18 protein-coding genes are annotated in these 18,004 nt (G+C 68.8%); 7 read left to right on the top strand and 11 right to left on the bottom strand.

Features of this window, described 5'->3' with window-relative positions; translation table 11 throughout:
- Window positions 1-22: 22 nt before the first annotated feature.
- The gene (locus BN2503_RS07875) at window positions 23-871 is read right to left on the bottom strand and encodes a LysR substrate-binding domain-containing protein (RefSeq protein ID WP_054256103.1); all 849 of its coding nucleotides are present in this window, start codon (window positions 869-871) and stop codon (window positions 23-25) included.
- 107 nt (window positions 872-978) lie between these two features.
- On the opposite strand from BN2503_RS07875, the gene BN2503_RS07870 reads away from it, so the two are divergent.
- Entirely contained in the window at window positions 979-2,226 is a 1,248-nt protein-coding gene (locus tag BN2503_RS07870; RefSeq protein WP_054256102.1) for a YbfB/YjiJ family MFS transporter, read from the top strand.
- A 50-nt stretch (window positions 2,227-2,276) separates the two neighbouring features.
- Here the strand turns inward: BN2503_RS07870 and BN2503_RS07865 are convergent, their stop codons facing one another.
- From BN2503_RS07865 to BN2503_RS07855, 3 genes are all read right to left on the bottom strand, one after another.
- Window positions 2,277-3,524, bottom strand: a complete 1,248-nt coding sequence (locus BN2503_RS07865) for a HAMP domain-containing sensor histidine kinase (RefSeq protein ID WP_054256134.1) — start codon at window positions 3,522-3,524, stop codon at window positions 2,277-2,279.
- 14 nt (window positions 3,525-3,538) lie between these two features.
- Window positions 3,539-4,258 carry a response regulator gene (locus BN2503_RS07860; protein ID WP_054256101.1) on the bottom strand — a complete coding sequence of 240 codons (720 nt, stop codon included), beginning with the start codon at window positions 4,256-4,258 and terminating at the stop codon, window positions 3,539-3,541.
- A 96-nt stretch (window positions 4,259-4,354) separates the two neighbouring features.
- Window positions 4,355-5,689 carry an AmpG family muropeptide MFS transporter gene (locus tag BN2503_RS07855; protein WP_082366528.1) on the bottom strand — a complete coding sequence of 445 codons (1,335 nt, stop codon included), beginning with the start codon at window positions 5,687-5,689 and terminating at the stop codon, window positions 4,355-4,357.
- A gap of 73 nt (window positions 5,690-5,762) precedes the next feature.
- On the opposite strand from BN2503_RS07855, the gene BN2503_RS07850 reads away from it, so the two are divergent.
- The 3 genes from BN2503_RS07850 (at window position 5,763) to BN2503_RS07840 (ending at window position 8,445) form a co-directional block, all read left to right on the top strand.
- Window positions 5,763-6,452: a helix-turn-helix domain-containing protein gene (locus BN2503_RS07850; RefSeq protein WP_054256099.1), complete on the top strand. Its 690-nt coding sequence runs from the start codon at window positions 5,763-5,765 to the stop codon at window positions 6,450-6,452.
- Window positions 6,453-6,580: 128 nt separating this feature from the next.
- On the top strand, window positions 6,581-7,519 hold the full coding sequence (locus tag BN2503_RS07845; protein ID WP_233495027.1) for a DMT family transporter: 939 nt from the start codon (window positions 6,581-6,583) through the stop codon (window positions 7,517-7,519).
- 65 nt (window positions 7,520-7,584) lie between these two features.
- Window positions 7,585-8,445 (top strand): M48 family metallopeptidase, encoded by an 861-nt coding sequence (locus BN2503_RS07840; RefSeq protein WP_054256097.1) that lies wholly within the window; start codon window positions 7,585-7,587, stop codon window positions 8,443-8,445.
- A 51-nt stretch (window positions 8,446-8,496) separates the two neighbouring features.
- Here BN2503_RS07840 and BN2503_RS07835 read toward each other — a convergent pair whose 3' ends face one another.
- The gene (locus BN2503_RS07835) at window positions 8,497-8,832 is read right to left on the bottom strand and encodes an FCD domain-containing protein (RefSeq protein ID WP_267887045.1); all 336 of its coding nucleotides are present in this window, start codon (window positions 8,830-8,832) and stop codon (window positions 8,497-8,499) included.
- A gap of 27 nt (window positions 8,833-8,859) precedes the next feature.
- Between BN2503_RS07835 and thmT the strand changes: the two genes are divergently transcribed.
- On the top strand, window positions 8,860-9,051 hold the full coding sequence (gene thmT, locus BN2503_RS07830; RefSeq protein ID WP_054256096.1) for a 2-hydroxymuconate tautomerase: 192 nt from the start codon (window positions 8,860-8,862) through the stop codon (window positions 9,049-9,051).
- A 72-nt stretch (window positions 9,052-9,123) separates the two neighbouring features.
- On the opposite strand, the gene BN2503_RS07825 is transcribed toward thmT, so the two are convergent.
- The 3 genes from BN2503_RS07825 to BN2503_RS07815 form a co-directional block, all read right to left on the bottom strand.
- Window positions 9,124-9,762 carry an MBL fold metallo-hydrolase gene (locus tag BN2503_RS07825; RefSeq protein ID WP_054256095.1) on the bottom strand — a complete coding sequence of 213 codons (639 nt, stop codon included), beginning with the start codon at window positions 9,760-9,762 and terminating at the stop codon, window positions 9,124-9,126.
- Window positions 9,763-9,810: 48 nt separating this feature from the next.
- Entirely contained in the window at window positions 9,811-11,709 is a 1,899-nt protein-coding gene (locus BN2503_RS07820; RefSeq protein WP_054256094.1) for a GspE/PulE family protein, read from the bottom strand.
- 114 nt (window positions 11,710-11,823) lie between these two features.
- The gene (locus BN2503_RS07815; protein ID WP_054256093.1) at window positions 11,824-12,627 is read right to left on the bottom strand and encodes an exodeoxyribonuclease III; all 804 of its coding nucleotides are present in this window, start codon (window positions 12,625-12,627) and stop codon (window positions 11,824-11,826) included.
- Between the two features lie 10 nt (window positions 12,628-12,637).
- Here BN2503_RS07815 and pyrE point away from each other — a divergent pair, with 10 nt between their 5' ends.
- Together pyrE and BN2503_RS07805 are read left to right on the top strand one after the other, a co-directional pair.
- Window positions 12,638-13,339 carry an orotate phosphoribosyltransferase gene (gene pyrE / locus BN2503_RS07810; protein ID WP_054256133.1) on the top strand — a complete coding sequence of 234 codons (702 nt, stop codon included), beginning with the start codon at window positions 12,638-12,640 and terminating at the stop codon, window positions 13,337-13,339.
- A gap of 1 nt (window position 13,340) precedes the next feature.
- Window positions 13,341-14,030 carry a hypothetical protein gene (locus BN2503_RS07805; protein ID WP_054256092.1) on the top strand — a complete coding sequence of 230 codons (690 nt, stop codon included), beginning with the start codon at window positions 13,341-13,343 and terminating at the stop codon, window positions 14,028-14,030.
- Window positions 14,031-14,042: 12 nt separating this feature from the next.
- Here the strand turns inward: BN2503_RS07805 and pdxY are convergent, their stop codons facing one another.
- From pdxY to gatA, 3 genes are all read right to left on the bottom strand, one after another.
- The gene (gene pdxY, locus BN2503_RS07800) at window positions 14,043-14,894 is read right to left on the bottom strand and encodes a pyridoxal kinase PdxY (RefSeq protein ID WP_054256091.1); all 852 of its coding nucleotides are present in this window, start codon (window positions 14,892-14,894) and stop codon (window positions 14,043-14,045) included.
- Window positions 14,895-14,962: 68 nt separating this feature from the next.
- Window positions 14,963-16,408 (bottom strand): Asp-tRNA(Asn)/Glu-tRNA(Gln) amidotransferase subunit GatB, encoded by a 1,446-nt coding sequence (gene gatB / locus BN2503_RS07795; protein WP_054256090.1) that lies wholly within the window; start codon window positions 16,406-16,408, stop codon window positions 14,963-14,965.
- A 110-nt stretch (window positions 16,409-16,518) separates the two neighbouring features.
- The gene (gene gatA, locus BN2503_RS07790) at window positions 16,519-18,003 is read right to left on the bottom strand and encodes an Asp-tRNA(Asn)/Glu-tRNA(Gln) amidotransferase subunit GatA (protein ID WP_054256089.1); all 1,485 of its coding nucleotides are present in this window, start codon (window positions 18,001-18,003) and stop codon (window positions 16,519-16,521) included.
- Between the last annotated feature and the right edge of the window lies 1 nt (window position 18,004).

Below are 18,004 nucleotides of genomic sequence, written 5' to 3'. Positions count from 1 at the left end.
GGCCTACAGGGGAGAAGAAAGGTCAGGAAACAAGGGCTTGGCGCAGTGCATCGAGTGCCGCCGAACGGTAGCCGCGGCGCCAGACCAGCAGCGTGTCGATACGTGCCAGCAGGTGCTGGCCCAGGGGCTGCGGCAGCGGCGCGAGCGCCAGCACCGAGCGCGGCACCACGCCCACGCAGGTGCCCGCCGCCACGCATGCCAGGATGGCGTGGTACGAACCCAGCTCCAGCAAGCGCAGCGGCTGAGCGCGGGGGGCCAGCCATTCCTCGGCCATGCGCCGGTAGGTGCAGCCGGGCTCAAAGGCGGCGAGCGTGCCGGGCTGCACGTCTTGCGGCCCCTGCACTGGCGGGTGGCCTGCCGGTAGCACCAGCAGCAACTCTTCGGTGAAGACGGGTACGCTGTCCAGCGCCGCATCGGGCGGCTGCCCGGGCGCCCAGGCCACCAGGACGGCGTCGAGTGCGTGGGCGCGCAGTTTGTCCAGCAGCACCTGGCTGGCGCCCGTGCACAGCTCCAGCGCAATGTCAGGCCACTGCCCATGCAGGCGCGCCAGGGGGGCGGGCAGGCGGCTGGCCGCTGTGCTCTCCATCGAGCCCAGGCGCAGTCGCCCTGCGGGTTGGCCCGGGTGCAGTGCTTGGCGTGCTTCTTCGGCCAAGGCCAGCAGGCGCTGGGCGTAGTCCAGCAGCACCAGGCCCTCGGGGGTCAGCGCCATGCGCTTGCCTTCGCGCAGGAACAGCGCCACGCCCAGCTCGGCTTCGAGCTGGCGCACGCGCGTCGTCACATTGGATTGCGCGCGCTGCAGCCGCTCGGCCGCCCGTGTGACGCTGCCCTCGGCCGCCACGGTGCGGAAGATGTCCAGCGCGGTCAGGTCCATCGGAAGGGAATTCATCTTTTTAAAATATGAATATTTGAAATTCAATCTCTTGTTAAGATGCTAACTCTCTCCATACCGCCTGGCAAGCTCGGCGCCACGTCCTTTCAATGGCCTTCGCCCCTTCTTCTTCCCGCGGCGTCACGCCGCTGACCATCGCATTCGCCGGCATGGCGGCCCTGGCCTCGGCCATGGGCATCGGCCGCTTTGCCTTCACCCCGCTGCTGCCCATGATGCTGCACGATGGCGTGGTGGACATTCCCCAGGGCAGTTGGCTGGCTACGGCCAATTACGCGGGCTACCTGGCCGGTGCGCTGCTCTACATGGCCTTGCCGTGGCTGCTGCGTCGCTTGGGCAGCCGGCTCGATATCACCACGTTGAACGCCTGGCTGGTGCGTGCCGGCCTGGTCGCCACGGCGCTGCTCACAGCGGGCCTGGCGCTGCCCTGGCCCGCCAGCTGGCCTGCGCTGCGGCTGCTGGCGGGCATCACCAGCGCGCTGGTGTTTTTAGGTACCGTCAACTGGTGCATGGCGCGTCTGGCGCAGCTGCATGCACCTGCCGTCGGGGGGATGGTGTTCTGTGGCCCCGGGCTGGGCATTGCGCTCACCGGCCTGTCGGCCAGTGCCATGGTGGCGGCGCAGTGGACCGCAGCGCAAGGGTGGGCCGTGTTTGCGCTGTTGGCGTGCATGCTCTGCGCCGGTGTGTGGCGCACGTTCTCACCGCAGCCGGGGCTGCACGGCGCGGGGCCGACGGTGGCTGCGCAGGCCGCGGTGCCGCCGCCCCGCAGCGCACCCGAGCGCGCACTGCTGGCCGTGGCCTATGGCCTGGCGGGCTTTGGCTACATCGTGACGGCGACTTTCCTGCCGGTGATCGCCCGCGCTGTGCTGCCCGCAGGCTCGGCCTGGCCGGATCTGTTCTGGCCGATTTTTGGCGCGGGCGTGGCCCTGGGGGCGCTGTTGTCCACGCGCATCTCACCGGCGCGCGACCGGCGCGTGCTGCTGGCCTGGGCCTATGTTGTGCAGGCTGCGGCGATTGCCCTGGGGCTGCTGTGGCCGGGGCGCGCGGGGTTTGCGCTGGGCAGCCTGCTGCTGGGCCTGCCGTTCACGGCCATCACTTTCTTTGCGCTGCAAGAGGCGCGCCACCAGTGGCCGCAGGCCGGCGCCGGGTTCACCGGGCTGCTCACCGCGCTCTACGGCATCGGCCAGATCGTGGGGCCGCCCCTGGTGGCCTGGCTGCTGGTGCGCGCGCCATCGCAGGCGCAGGGCTTTAACTGGGCGCTGAGCGTGGCGGCGGGGGCCTTGGTGCTGGGGGCGGTGCTGTATGGGCTCATGGTCTGGCGCTGGCGCCCCGTGCGCTGAAACGTAGCCAAATCGGGCCTTATCGCTTGCTGGGAAAGCGCCAGCAGCTCCTACTTTGAGAGTGTGAGCGGCAGCGCCAGCACGAAGCACGCCCCCGGCTGGCCGTCCGTCCGGTGGGTGCAGTGCGCGCTGCCGCCGTGGCGCTGGGCGATGGAGCGCACCAGGGCCAGGCCCAGGCCCACGCCGCCTTCGCGCTCGCTGGCGCCGGGCAGGCGGTAGAAGGGCTCGAAGATGCGTTCGCGCTGCGCTGGCGGCACGCCGGGGCCGTGGTCGCACACGCGCAGCACGGCGCGTGCGTCGGGGCCCTGGCCTTCGCGCGACAGCTGCAGTTCGATGGCGCCCTGGCTGTAGCGGCGCGCGTTCTCCAGCAGGTTGCGCACGGCGCGGCGCAGCAGTTTGGCCACGCCCCGCGCTTCCAGCGTGACGGCATCGGGGGCGATGTCCAGCTCGGCGCCCACGCGCGCGCATTCCTCGGCGGCCAGGCCGACCAGGTCGATGGCTTCGAGCGTGCCCATGTCGGCCTCGCGCGCGTCCAGGCGGCTGGCGAGCAGGATTTCGTCGATGAGCTGGTCCAGCTCGGTGATGTTGCGCTCGATCTCCTCGCGGAATGCGGGCGAGGGGGCGTTGCCCGCCCCCATCAGCTCCAGCCCCATGCGGATGCGCGTGAGCGGTGAGCGCAGTTCGTGCGAGGCGTTGGCCAGCAGGGATTTGTGGGCCGTCATCAGCGCCTCGATGCGCGCGGCCGAGGCGTTGAACTGGCGCGCCAGGTCGGCCACTTCGTCCTGCCCGCCCTCGGGCACGCGCACGGAGAGGTCGCCCTCGCCAAAGCGCTGCACGCTGCGCTGCAGCATTTCCAGGCGCTGCAGCAGGCGGCGGATGATGGGGAACACGCCCACCACCACGGCCAGACTCACCAGTCCGAGCATCCACAGGAACCCGAACGGCGGGCGCAGCCAGAAAGCGGCCTCGGGGCTGCGGTGCGGGCCGCCCGGGCCGCCGCGCTCGCGGCGCGGCGACATCTGCAGGTGGTAGACGTTGCCGTCCGCCGCCTCGATGCGCATGGTGATGCCTTCTTCCGGCGGCCCGGGCAGGCGCATGGCCTGGCCCGCCAGCAGCGGCTCACCGGTGGCGTTGCGCAGCACGATCTCGCGCGGCGGTGGCGCCATGGCCTGGCTGTTCTGCTCCGCCGCGATGCGCCAGGCCCAGCCCACGAGCAGCGTGAGCACGGCCACGCCACCCACCACGGCGAGCCAGATGCGCAGGTACAGGCGCTGGGAGAAGGCGCGGAACAACGACATGTTGCTGCCGGGGCTCACTCTTGCTGCTTGGCGAAGACGTAGCCCACGCCGCGCACGGTCAGGATGCGTTTGGGGCTTTTCGGGTCGGCCTCGATGGCCGCGCGGATGCGGCCCATGTGCACGTCGATGGAGCGGTCGAACGCCTCCAGCTCGCGCCCGCGCACGGCTTCCATGATCTGGTCGCGTGTCAGCACGCGGCCGGCGCGTTCGGCCAGGGTCACGAGCAGGTCGAACTGGTACGAGGTCAGGTCGGCCACCTGCCCGCCCACGGTGACGGTGCGCGCGTCGCGGTCGATCTCCAGCGAGCCGAAGCGCAGCGACTGGCCCGCAGCCGGCGTGCCGCCATCGCCGCGCCGGCGCAGGATGGCGCGGATGCGCGCCAGCAGCTCGCGCGGCTCGAAGGGCTTGGGCAGGTAGTCGTCGGCGCCCAGTTCCAGGCCGATGATGCGGTCCATCGGGTCGCCCTTGGCGGTGAGCATCAGCACCGGCACCTGCGCCGCCGGGCCGGGCAGGGCGCGGATACGGCGGCACACTTCCAGTCCGTCCATGTCGGGCAGCATCAGGTCGAGGATCACCAGGTCCGGCAGGCTGCCCGTGTCGGGGCTTTGCAGTTGCGCCAGCCCGCTGGTGCCATCGGCCTGGTGCGCCACCTGCAGCCCGTTGTGCCCCAGGTATTCGGCAACCATCTGCGCCAGGCGATGGTCGTCTTCGATCATCAACAGGTGTGTGTTCATGCGGCCATCCTGCAAGGTCGGTATCTCGCGGTGTTGAAGCGGGTGTAAAGCGCGGGTAAAGATGCTTTCGTTTCGATAGCTGCTAGCGCTTGTCCATCAAGGGCTAGAGGTGCTTTTGACCCGTGATGCCAGTGCCACCAGCACCAGCACCGGCAGGCCCAGGAAGGCCGTGGCCGTGAAGAAGTCGGCATAGCCGTGCGCATCGACGAAGCGCCCGGAAAAGCCCGCCAGCCATTTCGGAAACAGCAGCATCATGGAGCTGAACAGCGCGTACTGCGTGGCCGAGTACTGCACGTTGGTCAGGCTCGACAGGTAGGCGATGAACGCCGCCGAGGCAATGCCGCCGGCCAGGTTGTCGGCGCTGACGACGAAGATCAGCCCGTACAGGTCGTGCCCGCGTGTGGCCAGCCAGGCGAACAGCAGGTTGCTGCCCGCCGACAGCAGTGCGCCGAGCATGAGCACGCGCATCACGCCCCAGCGCATGGCCATGGCACCACCCACGAAGGCGCCGCCCAGCGTCATCACCACGCCGTAGACCTTGGTCACGGCGGCCACTTCGTCCTTGGTGAAGCCCATGTCCACGTAGAACGGGTTGGCCATGATGCCCATCACCACGTCGGCGATGCGGTACACCGCGATCAGCCCCAGCACCAGCAGCGCGTGCCAGCGGTAGCGGCCAATGAAGTCGGCAAACGGATCGACCAGCGCGCCGCGCAGCCACTCGGCCAGGCCGCGTGCAGGCGGCAGCGGGCGCGCCTTGGGCTCGGGCGAGAGCAGCACGGTGAGCACGCCCACCGCCATCGATGCCGCCATGGCCAGGTAGGCCATGTGCCAGGCGCCGGCCTGGTAGCCGGTCACGCCACTGGCTTCGGAGCGCGCGGCCAGCCACAGCACGCCCGCGCCGGCCCAGATCATGGCCAGGCGGTAGCCCGTTTGGTAGGTGGCGGCCAGGGCCGCCTGGCGGTCGGCGTCGGCCGACTCGATGCGGAAGGCGTCGAGGGCAATGTCCTGCGTGGCCGAGCCAAAGGCCACCGCCAGCGCGCACCACACCAGCGGGCTCAGCGCCTGCTGCGGGTCGTTGAAGGCCATGCCCACCAGCCCGGCCACCACCATGCCCTGCGCCAGCAGCAGCCAGCTGCGCCGCCGCCCCAGCCAGCGCGTGAGCAGCGGCAGCGGCATGCGGTCCACCAGCGGGGACCACACCCACTTGAAGGCGTAGGCCAGCCCCACCCAGCTCAGGTAGCCGATGGTGGTGCGGTCAATGCCCGCCTCGCGCAGCCAGAACGACAGCGTGCCCAGCACCAGCAGCAGCGGCAGCCCGGCGGAAAAGCCCAGCGCCAGCATGCGCAGGCTGGCCGGTTCGGTGTAGACGCGCAGCGTGTCCAGCCAGCTGCGGCGCGGTGTAGGGGATGCGGTGGCTTGTTCGGGCATGGGGCGGGGCAGGGCAGAGAAGGCCGGGGCATTATCCCGTCGGGCCCGGGCCACTCCTACTACTATTTGGCCTATGTCAGAGGTTCGTTCGCTCCTGGAGCCCAGTTGCTCGGTGCGCCGCTACAGCGGCGAGCATGCCGCGCACGCGCATGGCTATGCGCAGATCCTGTACGCGCTGCACGGGCGCATGGAGCTGGAGATTGCCGGGCGCGCGGCCTTCGTCGACACGGCCTGCGGCATCGTCATTCCGGCCGGGGCCGCGCATGGCTACCTGGCCGCCCCGGCCTCGCGCCTGTTCGTCATTGACGCGCCCGACCAGGCCGGTCTGGCGCGGGTGCGCCGCTTTGCCGTGCCGCCGGGCTGGCGTGCGGGCGCGGCGCTGGCGCCGGATGCCGCCGCGCGCGTGGCCCAGGTGCTGCAGGCCCCCGGGGTGATTGCTCGCCGGGGTGTGGACGTGGCCCGGCTGGCACAGGCGGTGCAGGCAGCGCTGCACGAGGACTGGCCCACGGCGCGGCTGGCAGCGCTATGCCACCTGAGCCCGCAGCGCTTTCACGCGCGGCTGCGTGAGCTGGCCGGGCGCACGCCCCAGGAATGGTTGCGCGGCCTGCGCCTGGACCGGGCCGAGGCCCTGCTGGCGCGCGGCCTGCCGCTGGAGACCGCGGCGCTGCAGTGCGGCTACGCCAGCGCCAGCGCCCTGGCCTATGCGCTCAGGCGCGAGCGCGGTGTGGGCGCACGGGCGCTGCGCAAACAGCGCGCTGAGTAGCTCCTTTTATGAGAGCTGCCAGCGCTTGCTGGATAAGCGCTAGAGGCATTTTCCACACCAAATATCCGGGCGATGACTTTGCGCGTTGCTCGACATTTCTGCGCGCGTTGGCAGGCACCATGGGCGCCATGACATTCGCATCGCACTCCGGTCGCGGCGTGGCCCTGGTGGCCCTCGCGTCCATTTTGTGGGGCACCACCGGCACGGCCCAGAGCCTGGGCGCTGGTGCCCTGTCGCCCTTCTGGGTCGGGGCGGCCCAGCTGGCCGTGGCCAGCCTGTTCTTCGCCCTGGTGCAGGCCGTGGCGCGCGGCGCGGCCGCGCCCCAGCCCGCCGCAACGCCCCGGCCGCATGTGCCGCCGGGGCTGTGGCTGCTGGCCTCGGCGGGCGTGGCGGGCTACAGCATCACGTTCTATGCCGGGGTGCGCCTGACGGGCGTGGGCGTGGGCACGGCCGTGGCCATTGGCAGCAGCCCGATCTGGGCCGGGCTCATCCAGGCGCTGCTGCTGCGTGCGGCGCCGTCGCCCCTGTGGTGGCTGGGCACGGCGGTGAGCGTGGCAGGGGGCGTGGCCATGGTGCTGAGCAAAGGCGCGGCCGTGGCGCTTTCATGGACCGGGCTGGCCCTGTGCCTGGCCGCCGGGCTGTGGTACGCCAGCTACGCGCTGGTGAACAAGCGCCTGGTGGCCGCCTACGCACCCGGCCAGGTGAACCAGCGCGTGTTCACCGGGGCGGCGCTGCTGGCCTGTCCGCTGGCGTGGGCGCTGGCCGGGGCGCCGCAGTGGAGCCCGGCGGCGCTGGCCGTGGTGGTGTACCTGGGCATCGTCGTGTCGGGGCTGGCCTACGTCGCTTTCTCGCATGGGCTGCGCAGCATCTCGGGCGCCACCGGGGTGACGCTGACCCTCATCGAGCCGGTGGCGGCGTTCGTGTTGGCGGTGTTGATCGTGGGTGAGCAGCAGCCGCTGGTGGCCTGGTGCGGCCTGGGCCTGGTCATGCTGGGGCTGATGGGGGTGATTCGCGCGGAGCTGCGGCCCACGGCGTTTCGTGCGCCGCGTGAAAGCGCCGCTGCCTGAGCCGCCTGCAGGGCGCGCCGGCGCGGGGCCTGTAAGAATGCGCTTTTGCCCCCATCTGGCCTGCCATGCACGAGCTCTCCTTTCCCTCCCATAGCGGCTGCGCGCTGTGCGCGGCCAAGGCGTCGCCCTGGAACGCGCGGCGCGGCTTTCTGCTGGCCGCGGGCGCGGCCGTGGCCGGCCCCGCGCTGGCGCAGGTGGAGGTGGGCAGCGCCTCCAGTATGCGCCGCCTGGTGCCGGCCGAGTCGCTGGAGCGCTCTGCCGTGCAGCAGTACGGTCAGATGCTGGCGCAGGCGCGCGCCCAGGGGGCGCTGGCGGCCGACGGCAACCCACAGCTGACGCGGTTACGCGCCATTGCAAAGCGCCTCATTCCGTTCGCTGCGCCGTGGAACGAGCGTGCGCGCGCGTGGCGCTGGGAGGTCAACCTGATTGGCAGCAAGCAGATCAATGCCTTCTGCATGCCTGGCGGCAAGATTGCGTTCTTCACCGGCATCCTGGACCAGCTCCGCTTGACCGATGACGAAACCGCCATGGTCATGGGCCACGAGATGGCCCACGCGCTGCGCGAGCACGCGCGCGAGCGCCTGGCCAAGACACAGGCCACGGGCATCGGCCTGTCGCTGGGGGCCAAGCTGCTGGGCCTGGGAGAGCTGGGGAACACGGCGGCCAACCTGGGTACGCAGCTGCTGTCGCTGAAGTTCAGCCGATCCGATGAAACCGAGGCCGACCTCGTCGGCCTGGAACTGGCCGCGCGCGCCGGCTTCGACCCGCAGGCCGCGGTGCGCCTGTGGCAGAAGATGGGCCAGGCCACCGGGGGCAGCGGTGGCATCGCCTTCTTGTCCACCCACCCGTCGGGGCCGGAGCGCATCCGCGAGCTGCAGCAGAACGTGCCCAAGGTGCAGGGGCTGTACCAGCAGTCGCGGCATTGAGCGCCAAATTGGCTGCTAGCCCTTTCCAGTCAAGCGCTAACAGCTATTGATTCAGGAGCTTGCCCGTTCACCGCTGCCGGGTAGCGACACGCGCCCGGCGCGCAGCGCCTGGATGAGCAGGTCGGGCGTGGTGCGGATGTGCGCCTCCAGCGCCAGCGCGGCGCGCGCGTCTTGCCCGGCCAGGGCGTAGTGGAAGATTTCGGTGTGCTCGGCGTGCACGTCGCGCACGGCGCCGGGCAGTGCCATGGCGAAGCTGCGGTAGCGCTCGGTGTGGCGCGAGAGCTGGCGCAGCACGCGCAGCGTCCAGGGCGAGTCGTGGCCGGACAGCAGCGCTTCATGAAAGCGCGTGTTGAGCCGCTCCCAATGGCTGCGGCGCCCGGGCGCGATGCCCCGGCGTGAAAGGAGCCAAGCGCCATGCCATTCGCACAGATTTACCTCATTGAAGGCCGCACCGAAGAGCAGAAGAAGGCCGTGATCGAAAAAGTCAGCCAGGCCCTGGTCGATGCCACCGGTGCGCCCATCGCCAACGTGCGCGTGTGGATTCAGGAGGTGCCCAAGGAGAACTGGGGGATCGCCGGGGTCAGCGCCAAGGAACTCGGGCGTTAGGCATCAAAAGGGCTGCCAGCGCTTACTGGGTAAGCGCTGGCAGCTATAAATAATGCAGCAATTTGGTGGGTTTCAGGTCCCGCCCACGTAGGGGTTGCTGCGGCGCTCGCGCCCGAAGGTGCTTTCCGGGCCGTGGCCGGGGATGAACACGGTCTCATCGCCCATGGGCCACAGGCGCTGCGTGATGCTGTCGATCAGCTGCATGTGGTTGCCCTGCGGGAAGTCGGTGCGCCCGATGCTGCCCGCGAACAGCACGTCGCCGACGAAGCAGCGCTGGATCTGCGGCGCGTGGAACACCACGTGGCCTGGCGTGTGCCCGGGGCAGTGGCGCACGTGCACGGTCTCCTGGCCGATGGTCACCGTGTCGCCGTCCTGCAGCCAGCGCGTGGGCGTGAAGGGCAGGGCGGGCGGAAAGCCGAACATCGTGCTTTGCTGCGGCAGGCCGTCGATCCAGAACTGGTCGCCCTCTTGGGGGCCGACGATGGGCAGATCGAGCCGGCGCGCCAGTTCACCCGTGCCACCCGCGTGGTCGATGTGCGCGTGGGTGAGCCAGATGGCCTTGAGCGTGACGCCCAGGTGCTGCGCCTGCGCCAGGATGTGGTCGAGGTCGCCGCCCGGGTCGATGACGGCCGCCTCCAGGGTCTGGTCGCACCAGACGAGCGAGCAGTTCTGCTGGAAGGCCGTGACGGGGATGGTGTGGTAGTGCAGCATGGCCCCCGATTGTGGGCCCACCAGCGCAGGGCGGGCCGAAGGCGCGCGTCACTGGTTTGACGCGGCGAGCACTTCCTGTATGTCGGTCAGGCCCTGCAGCACCTTGTCGATGCCGTCCTGGCGCAGCGTCTTCATGCCCGCGCGCAGCGCCGAGCGGCGAATGTCGTGGGCCGACTCGCGCCGGCGGATATGGCCGCGGATGGCGTCGTCGCTGCACATCAGTTCATGGATGCCCATGCGCCCTTTGTAGCCCGTGCCGTCGCACTGCGCACAGCCCACGCGCCGCCACAGCGCGGGTGGCGTGCCCTGCGCCTGCAGCCCGCGCACCCAGGTGCTGACCAGTGCCGCGCGGGCGTGCGCGGCATCCTCGGCGCTGACCGTGGTGCCGCTCTCCAGGTACTGCTCGGCCAGTTGGTTCAGGGCGTCGGCGGTCAGCGGCGCGCGCTCGCGGCAGTGGGTGCACAGCTTGCGCACCAGGCGCTGGGCCAGGATGGCGACGAGCGCGTCGGAGAAGGTGAACGGGTCCATGCCGATCTCCAGCAGCCGCGCCACGCTTTCGGGGGCGGAGTTGGTGTGCAGCGTGGAGAGCACCAGGTGGCCGGTCAATGAGGCCTCGATGGCAATGCCAGCCGTCTCTTCGTCGCGCATCTCGCCGATCATGACCACGTCGGGGTCGGCACGCAGGAACGAGCGCATCGCCGCCGCGAAGGTCCAGCCGATGCGTGGGTTCACCTCCACCTGGCGCAGGCCCTCCTGGGTAATTTCGATGGGGTTTTCCGCTGTCCAGATCTTGCGTTCGGGCGTGTTGATCTCACGGACCACCGAGTGCAGCGTGGTCGTTTTGCCGCTGCCGGTAGGGCCGCAGACCAGGATCAGGCCGTAGCTTTTGTGCACCGCCGCGCGCAACTGGGCCAGGTTGTCCGTGCTCAGCCCGATCTGCTCCAGCGGCAGCGGCTTGTGGCTGGCCAGCACGCGCAGCACCACGTCTTCCAGCCCCTGGTGCGTGGGCACGGTGACCACGCGCAGCTCCACCTTCGAGCCGCCGAAGCGGCTGAAGTCGATCTTGCCGTCCTGCGGTTTGCGGTGCTCCGAAATGTCCAGCCCGGCCATGATCTTGATGCGCGCCACCAGTGCGAAGCGAAAGCGCGCCTGCAAATCCAGGTAGGGGCGCAGGTCGCCATCGACGCGCAGGCGAATGCGCACGTTGCGCGGCGCGGGTTCGGTTTCGATGTGGATGTCCGATGCGCCCTGGGCAATGGCCTCCTCGATCACCGAGTTGACCAGGCGCACCAGCGTGTTGTCGGACTCGCTGACGATGTCGTTGCGCTCGGCCTGCGGGGCGTCGCTGGAGCTGCCCAGATCGACGGCCAGATCGCGTGCCGAGGCGCGCTGGCCGCCCTGGCCGTTGCCTTGCAGTGCCCGGTAAGCGCGCTGGATGGCGGGCATCAGCGTGCCCGGCGCCGCCAGTGCCGGGATCACGCGCCGCTGCGTCATGAAGCGCAGCTGGTCCAGCACCCGCTTGTCCCAGGGGTCGTTCATCAGCACCACCACGGCATCGTCGCGCAGCATCAGCGGCAGCACCTGCGCCTGCTCTGCCGTGGCGCGCGGCACCAGCACCAGCGCACCCGAGTCAGCGGGCAGCAGCGCCGGATCGACCGTATGCTGGCCCAGCCACGCACTGATGACGCCGCGCAGCTGCTCCTCGTTTAGCACGCCGGATTCCACCAGCAATCGCCCCAGCAAGTGCCGCTGGCCACTTTGCTCCTGCGCTTGCTGGGTTTGCAGCGCGGCCTGCAATTGTTCCTGCGTCACCAGCCCGTGGCTCACCAGCGCCTGGCCCAGGTGGCGCAGCGTATGGCGCGGCGCTGCGTCGTTGGCGCTCACCAGATCCCACAGCGCCTGCGGGTTGGTGGGGCGTTCGATGGGCAGGGGGGTGTTGGTGGTCATGGGCGCGGCAGCGGCTTATGGGGGGCTCAGCGCTGCATTGTGCTTGCCGTGGCCACGCTTGGCTATCGGTGGGCCCACGGGCGATTGCTGCGCGGCCCGTTTGTCCGTTGGGCGCTACAGCGCCAACTCGTAGCCGATGGTGATGGGTGCGTGGTCGCTGAACTTCTGGCCTTTGTAGATGGCCTCGGTGCGCGCCAGCTGGGCCAGTGCCGGGGTGGCCAGGTGGTAGTCCAGGCGCCACCCCACGTTGTTGACATAGGCCTGGCCGCGGTTGCTCCACCATGTGTAGCAGGCGTCGGTCGCGGTGGGCTGGAGCTGGCGGTAGACGTCCACCATGCCGCCGTCGGGCGCATTGTTGTCTAACAACTTTGTCATCCAGGCGCGCTCCTCGGGCAGGAAGCCGCTGTTTTTCTGGTTGCCGCGCCAGTTTTTCAGGTCGATGGCCTGGTGTGCGATGTTGATGTCGCCGCACAGGATGAACTCACGCTCGGCCTTCAGGCGCATCAGGTGCGGGTGGATGGCGCCGAGGAAGCGGTACTTGGCCTGCTGGCGCTCCTCCCCTGAGCTGCCGCTGGGAAAGTAAGCGCTGATGAGCGAGAGCTTGCGCGCGGGGGTGTCAAAGCGCAGCTCCACGTAGCGGCCCTCGGCGTCGAATTCGGCGGGGCCGAAGCCGGTGATGACGTCGCTGGGCTGGTGGCGCGTGTAGATGCCGACGCCGGAGTAGCCTTTCTTTTCGGCAAAGTGAAAGTGCCCGTGCATGCCCGCGAGCTCCTCGAAGCGGCCCGCCATGTCGGCGGCCTGGGCCTTGATTTCCTGCACGCAAATACAATCGGGCCGCTCGGCAGCCACCCAGTCGTGCAGGCCTTTGCTGGTGGCGGAACGGATGCCGTTGAGATTGAGGCTGGTTAACTTGAACAAGGAATTTCCCATGGTGGATGTTGGTGCGCAGAGCCCGGAGCAGGCCCGTCTGGCGCAGGAGTTCGTGCGGTTCGCGGTGGAGTCCGGCGTGCTGCGGTTTGGGGAGTTCAAGACCAAGGCCGGGCGTATGAGCCCGTACTTCTTTAACGCAGGACTCTTCGACGACGGCGCCAAGATGGGCCGTTTGGCGCAATTCTATGCACAAGCCATTGTGGCCAGTGGCATCGAGTTCGACATGGTTTTCGGCCCGGCGTACAAGGGCATTCCGCTGGCCGCTACGGTGGCCGTGGAACTGGCGCGGCTGGGGCGCAACGTGCCTTTCGCCTACAACCGCAAGGAGGCCAAGGACCACGGGGAGGGTGGCACGCTGGTGGGCGCACCGCTGCGCGGACGTGTGCTGATCGTGGACGACGTGATGAGCGCAGGCACCGCAGCGCGCGAGTCGATCGCGCTGATCCGCGCCGCAGGGGCCACGCCGCATGCCGTGGCCATCGCGCTGGACCGCCAGGAGATGGCCACCGAGAATGGCCAGGACGTGGCATACAGTGCAGTGCAGTACGTGCGCGGCCAGCTCGGCATGCAGGTTTGTGCGATTGCCAAGCTGGCTGATTTATTGCTTTACTTGCAAGCCAGCGGGGGCGATGCCATGCAGGCCCACCATGGGCGTGTGCTAGCCTACCGCCAGCGCTACGGAGTAGACGAAGGGACATGACTTGACACAAGCGGCGCGCATCATCGCAGTGGGGCTCTGGCTGGCCAGCCTGGGCGTGGGGGCGCAGGCGCAGAAAGCGGCGGGCCCTTCCAGCATTTACAGCTGCATTGATGCCAGCGGCCGCCGCATTACGGCGGATCGCCCGATTCCCGAGTGTGCCGACCGCGAGCAGCGCGTGCTCAGCCCCTCGGGCATGGTGCGTGAGCGCCTTGGACCGGTACTGACCGACCAGGAGCGCGCCGCGCGTGAGGCCCAGCGCCGCAAGGAGGTCGAGGAACAGGCCCGCGCGAACGAGGAGCGCCGCCGCGAGCGTGCCCTGGTGGCGCGCTACCCGAACCAGGCCGCGCACGATGCCGAGCGTGCCGCCGCGCTGGAGCAGGTGGACCAGCTCACGGCCGTGGCCGAGAAGCGCATGGTTGAGCTGCAGGTGCAGCGCAAGAAGTTTGACACCGAGATGGAGTTCTACGCGCGCGAGCCGAACAAGGCGCCCATGCACCTGCGCCGCGCCATCGCCGAGAACGACGACGCCATGGCCGAGCAGCAGCGCTTCGTGGCCGGGCAGGCGCAGGAGAAGCGCAACGTGCACCAGCGCTTCGACGCCGAGCTGGCGCAGTTGCGCAAACTGTGGGCAGCGCGCGCGGCACACGCGGCGCCACTGCCGGAGTCGGCGGACAGCACCGGCAAGCCCTGACCCCTGGATTTTTCAGCGTACCTGCCGTACCTCGAAGGTTTGGCGCGGGTGTACGTAGGCCTCTTGCGCCTGAACGAGTTGCAGCTCGCGCGCGCCCGACTGCAGCGTCATCTGTAGAAGCTCGAACACGCTGGCGGTGGTGCGTGCCAGCGCCGCGGCGGCACTGCCGCTGCTGCGGTAGTGTGCGGTGAACAGCGCCGCCGTCACGTCGCCCGAGCCATTGGCCTTGAACGGCAGGTGGGGCGTGGCCACCAGCCAGGCGCCGTTGGCATCGGCCGCCAGCATCTCCAGCGTGCCGGGCGCACGTTCTGGCCGCTCCACACTGGTCACCAGCACGGTCTGCGGGCCCATGGCCATCACGGCATCCACGGCCTGCAGGGTGGAGGCGAGTGTGGTGGCCTCGCACCCGGCCAGGGTGCCCAGCTCGAACTGGTTCGGCGTCACCAGGTCGGCAGCGGGCACCACGCGCTCACGCAGCAGCGCCGGAATGGCCGGGTTGACGAAGCAGCCGGACCGGGCGTTGCCCATCACCGGGTCGCAGGTGTAGCTGGCGCGCGGGTTCAGCGCCTTGACGCGCGCCACCGCGTCGAGGATGGCGCCAGCAATGTCGGTGCCGCCCTGGTAGCCGCTGAGCACCACGTCGACCTGCGCCAGCGCGCCACGCGCTTGCATAGCATCGATGATCGCCGTCACCTCGCTGGCTGCAATGGCGGAGCCGCCCCATGCGCCGTAGCCCGTGTGGTTGGAGAAGTTGACGGTGTGCACCGGCCACACCTCGTGCCCCAGGCGCTGCAGCGGAAACACGGCGGCCGAGTTGCCGACGTGTCCATAGGACACGTGGGATTGAATCGAGAGGATGTTCACGCCGGGGCCTTGCTTGGGGGAGGGTTTGCTATTGAATGCGTAGCTGCTGGCGCTGGAGGGGAAAGCGATCAGCCCAGTTTTGCCTTGAGCAGCTCGTTGACTTGGCCAGGATTGGCCTTGCCCTTAGAGGCCTTCATCACCTGCCCGACCAGCGCGTTAAACGCCTTGTCTTTCCCGGCTTTGTATTGCTCCACGTTGGCGGGGTTGGCGGCAATCACCTCGTCGATGATTTTTTCCAGCGCGCCGGTGTCGTTCATCTGCTTGAGGCCCTTGGCTTCAATTACGGCGTCCACGTCCTGGCCTTCGCCCGTCCACAGCGCCTCAAACACCTGCTTGGCGGCGTTGTTGCTGATGGTGGCATCTTGGATTCGGCCAATCAGCGCGGCCAGTTGCTGGCTGCTGACCTTCACGGCGTCCATGCCGATTTCTTCGTTGTTCAGGCGGCGCGAGATTTCGCCCATCACCCAGTTGCTTGCCAGTTTGGGCTGGCCGCAGGCTTTGGCGGTGTCTTCAAAGTAGGCCGCCATGGCCTGGCTTTGCGTCAGCGTGGTGGCGTCGTACTCGGGCAGGCCGTATTGCGCCACGAAGCGCGCGGCCATGGCGCGCGGCAGCTCGGGCATCTCGGCTTTCACGCGTTCCACCCAGTCGGCGCCAATCACCAGCGGCGGCAGGTCGGGGTCGGGGAAGTAGCGGTAGTCGGCCGCGTCTTCCTTGGTACGCATGGCGCGGGTTTCGCCCGTGTCGGGGTCGAACAGTACGGTGGCCTGCTGGATGGCGTGGCCGTCTTCAATTTGCTCGATTTGCCAGCGGATTTCGTAGTCGATGGCAATTTGCATGTTCCTGAACGAGTTCAGGTTCTTGATTTCGCGCCGCGTGCCCAGCGGCTGGCCGGGCTTGCGCACCGAGACGTTGGCGTCGCAGCGAAATGACCCCTCTTGCATGTTGCCGTCGCAAATGCCAATCCAGGTGACGATCTGGTGCAGCGCCTTGGCGTAGGCCACGGCTTCTTCGCTGGAGCGGATGTCGGGCTCGGTGACGATTTCCAGCAGCGGCGTGCCCGCGCGGTTCAGGTCGATGCCGCTCATGCCGTGGAACTCGTCGTGCAGGCTTTTGCCCGCGTCTTCTTCCAGGTGGGCGCGCACCAAGCGCACGGTTTTCTTCTCGTCGCCCAGGTAGAACGACACTTCGCCGCCTTGCACCACGGGGATTTCAAACTGGCTGATCTGGTAACCCTTGGGCAGGTCGGGGTAGAAGTAGTTTTTGCGCGCAAAGATGCTCTCGGGCGCAATGTGGCTGCCCAGCGCCAGTCCGAGCTTGATGGCGCAGGCCACGGCCTCGCGGTTCATCACCGGCAGCGCGCCGGGCAGGGCCAGATCGACGGCGCAGGCCTGGGTGTTGGGCTCGGCGCCAAAGGCGGTGCTGGCGCGGCTGAAAATTTTGCTCTGGGTGGCGAGCTGGGCGTGTGTTTCAAAGCCGATGACGACTTCGTAGCCCTGGATCAGTTTCGCAGACATGGGGCAGTCCTTGACTATCAATTTGTGAGCTGCTTGCGCTTGCTAATAAAGGATTTCAGCTTGATTTGATGCTGAAAGCATTGCACATCAAGCGCAAGCAGCTATAAGTTTTAGAGCGGGCTGCGCTGGTGCCAGTCCGTGGCTTGCTGCAGGCGGTGGGCGGCATTGAGCAACCGCGCTTCGCTGAAGTAGTTGCCAATCAGCTGCAGGCCCACGGGCAGGTTGCCGTTGCCAAAGCCCACGGGCACGCTCATGCCGGGCAGGCCAGCGAGCGAGGCGGGCAGGGTGTAGATGTCGGCCAGGTAGCTGCTCACCGGGTCGGTCTGGCTGCCCAGTGGCCAGGCGGTGGTGGGGGCCACGGGGCCGGCAATCAGGTCGCATTGCTGGAAGGCGGCCTGGAAGTCGTCGGCAATCATGCGGCGGATTTTTTGCGCCTGCAGGTAGTAGGCGTCGTAGTAGCCCTCGCTCAGCACGTAGGTGCCGATCATGATGCGGCGTTTGACCTCGTCGCCAAAGCCTTCGGCGCGGGTCTTTTTGTACATGTCGAGCAGGTCGGAATACTGCTGGGCGCGGTGGCCGTAGCGCACGCCATCAAAGCGCGACAGGTTGGACGAGGCCTCGGCAGGCGCCAGGATGTAGTACACCGGCACCGACAGTTCGGTGCGCGGCAGCGCAATCGGCACCAGCGTGGCGCCGAGCTTTTCGTATTCCTTCAGCGCGGCATCAACGGCGGCGCGCACGTCGTCGGCCAGGCCCTCGCCAAAAAATTCAGCGGGCACGCCAATGCGCAGGCCGTCCAGGCTGTCGGTGAGGTTGCGGCTGAAGTCTTCGGCTGGGCGGTCGAGGCTGGTGGAGTCGCGGTCCGGGTCGGGGCCGCACATGGCCGAGAGCAGCAGCGCGCAGTCTTCGGCGCTGCGCGCCATGGGGCCTGCCTGGTCGAGCGACGAGGCGAAGGCGATCATGCCGTAGCGGCTGGCGCGCCCGTAGGTGGGCTTGATGCCGGTGATGCCGCAGAAGCTGGCGGGCTGGCGGATGGAGCCGCCGGTGTCGGTGCCGGTGACGGCGGGCGCCAGGCGCGCGGCCACGGCCACGGCCGAGCCGCCCGAGGAGCCGCCGGGCACGCGCGTGGTGTCCCAGGGGTTGCGCACGGGCTGCACGCTGTCGCAGCCCACGGCGGGGATGGCGGAGTTTTCGTTGGTGCCGCCCATGGCGAATTCGTCGCAGTTGAGCTTGCCCAGCGTCACGCAGCCCGCGTCGGCCAGCTTGCTCACCACGGTGGCGTCAAACGGCGAGCGGTAGCCCGCCAACATGCGGCTGGCGGCGGTGGTGGGAAAGTCGCGCGTGACGAAGATGTCTTTGTGCGCAATCGGCACGCCCGCCAGCGGCGCGGCGCTGCCCGCGGCAATTTTTTCGTCTTGGGCGCGGGCCTGGGCCAGCGTGGCGGCTTCGTCAATAGCTACATAAGCGCCAAGGTTTTGGTGGTCGCGGGCGCGGGCCAGAAAGTGCTGGGCGGCCTCGACGGCGCTTACCTGCTTGGCGCGCAGCGCGGCCGCGAGCTGGGCCACGCCCAGGTCATGCAATGCGGGAGATGTCATG

The sequence above is a fragment of the Paenacidovorax caeni genome, from assembly GCF_001298675.1.
In the GTDB taxonomy this organism is placed as follows: domain Bacteria; phylum Pseudomonadota; class Gammaproteobacteria; order Burkholderiales; family Burkholderiaceae_C; genus Paenacidovorax; species Paenacidovorax caeni.
This window is presented reverse-complemented; position numbering and strand designations above follow the sequence as displayed.

What these genes read in the sequence shown, in the direction of transcription:
- BN2503_RS07875 (WP_054256103.1), bottom strand. Translation starts at nt 871, where the DNA reads ATGGACCTGACCGCGCTGGACATCTTCCGCACCGTGGCGGCCGAGGGC.
- BN2503_RS07870 (WP_054256102.1), top strand. Translation starts at nt 979, where the DNA reads ATGGCCTTCGCCCCTTCTTCTTCCCGCGGCGTCACGCCGCTGACCATC.
- BN2503_RS07865 (WP_054256134.1), bottom strand. Translation starts at nt 3,524, where the DNA reads ATGTCGTTGTTCCGCGCCTTCTCCCAGCGCCTGTACCTGCGCATCTGG.
- BN2503_RS07860 (WP_054256101.1), bottom strand. Translation starts at nt 4,258, where the DNA reads ATGAACACACACCTGTTGATGATCGAAGACGACCATCGCCTGGCGCAG.
- BN2503_RS07855 (WP_082366528.1), bottom strand. Translation starts at nt 5,689, where the DNA reads ATGCCCGAACAAGCCACCGCATCCCCTACACCGCGCCGCAGCTGGCTG.
- BN2503_RS07850 (WP_054256099.1), top strand. Translation starts at nt 5,763, where the DNA reads ATGTCAGAGGTTCGTTCGCTCCTGGAGCCCAGTTGCTCGGTGCGCCGC.
- BN2503_RS07845 (WP_233495027.1), top strand. Translation starts at nt 6,581, where the DNA reads ATGACATTCGCATCGCACTCCGGTCGCGGCGTGGCCCTGGTGGCCCTC.
- BN2503_RS07840 (WP_054256097.1), top strand. Translation starts at nt 7,585, where the DNA reads ATGCACGAGCTCTCCTTTCCCTCCCATAGCGGCTGCGCGCTGTGCGCG.
- thmT (WP_054256096.1), top strand. Translation starts at nt 8,860, where the DNA reads ATGCCATTCGCACAGATTTACCTCATTGAAGGCCGCACCGAAGAGCAG.
- BN2503_RS07825 (WP_054256095.1), bottom strand. Translation starts at nt 9,762, where the DNA reads ATGCTGCACTACCACACCATCCCCGTCACGGCCTTCCAGCAGAACTGC.
- BN2503_RS07820 (WP_054256094.1), bottom strand. Translation starts at nt 11,709, where the DNA reads ATGACCACCAACACCCCCCTGCCCATCGAACGCCCCACCAACCCGCAG.
- pyrE (WP_054256133.1), top strand. Translation starts at nt 12,638, where the DNA reads ATGGTGGATGTTGGTGCGCAGAGCCCGGAGCAGGCCCGTCTGGCGCAG.
- gatB (WP_054256090.1), bottom strand. Translation starts at nt 16,408, where the DNA reads ATGTCTGCGAAACTGATCCAGGGCTACGAAGTCGTCATCGGCTTTGAA.
- gatA (WP_054256089.1), bottom strand. Translation starts at nt 18,003, where the DNA reads ATGACATCTCCCGCATTGCATGACCTGGGCGTGGCCCAGCTCGCGGCC.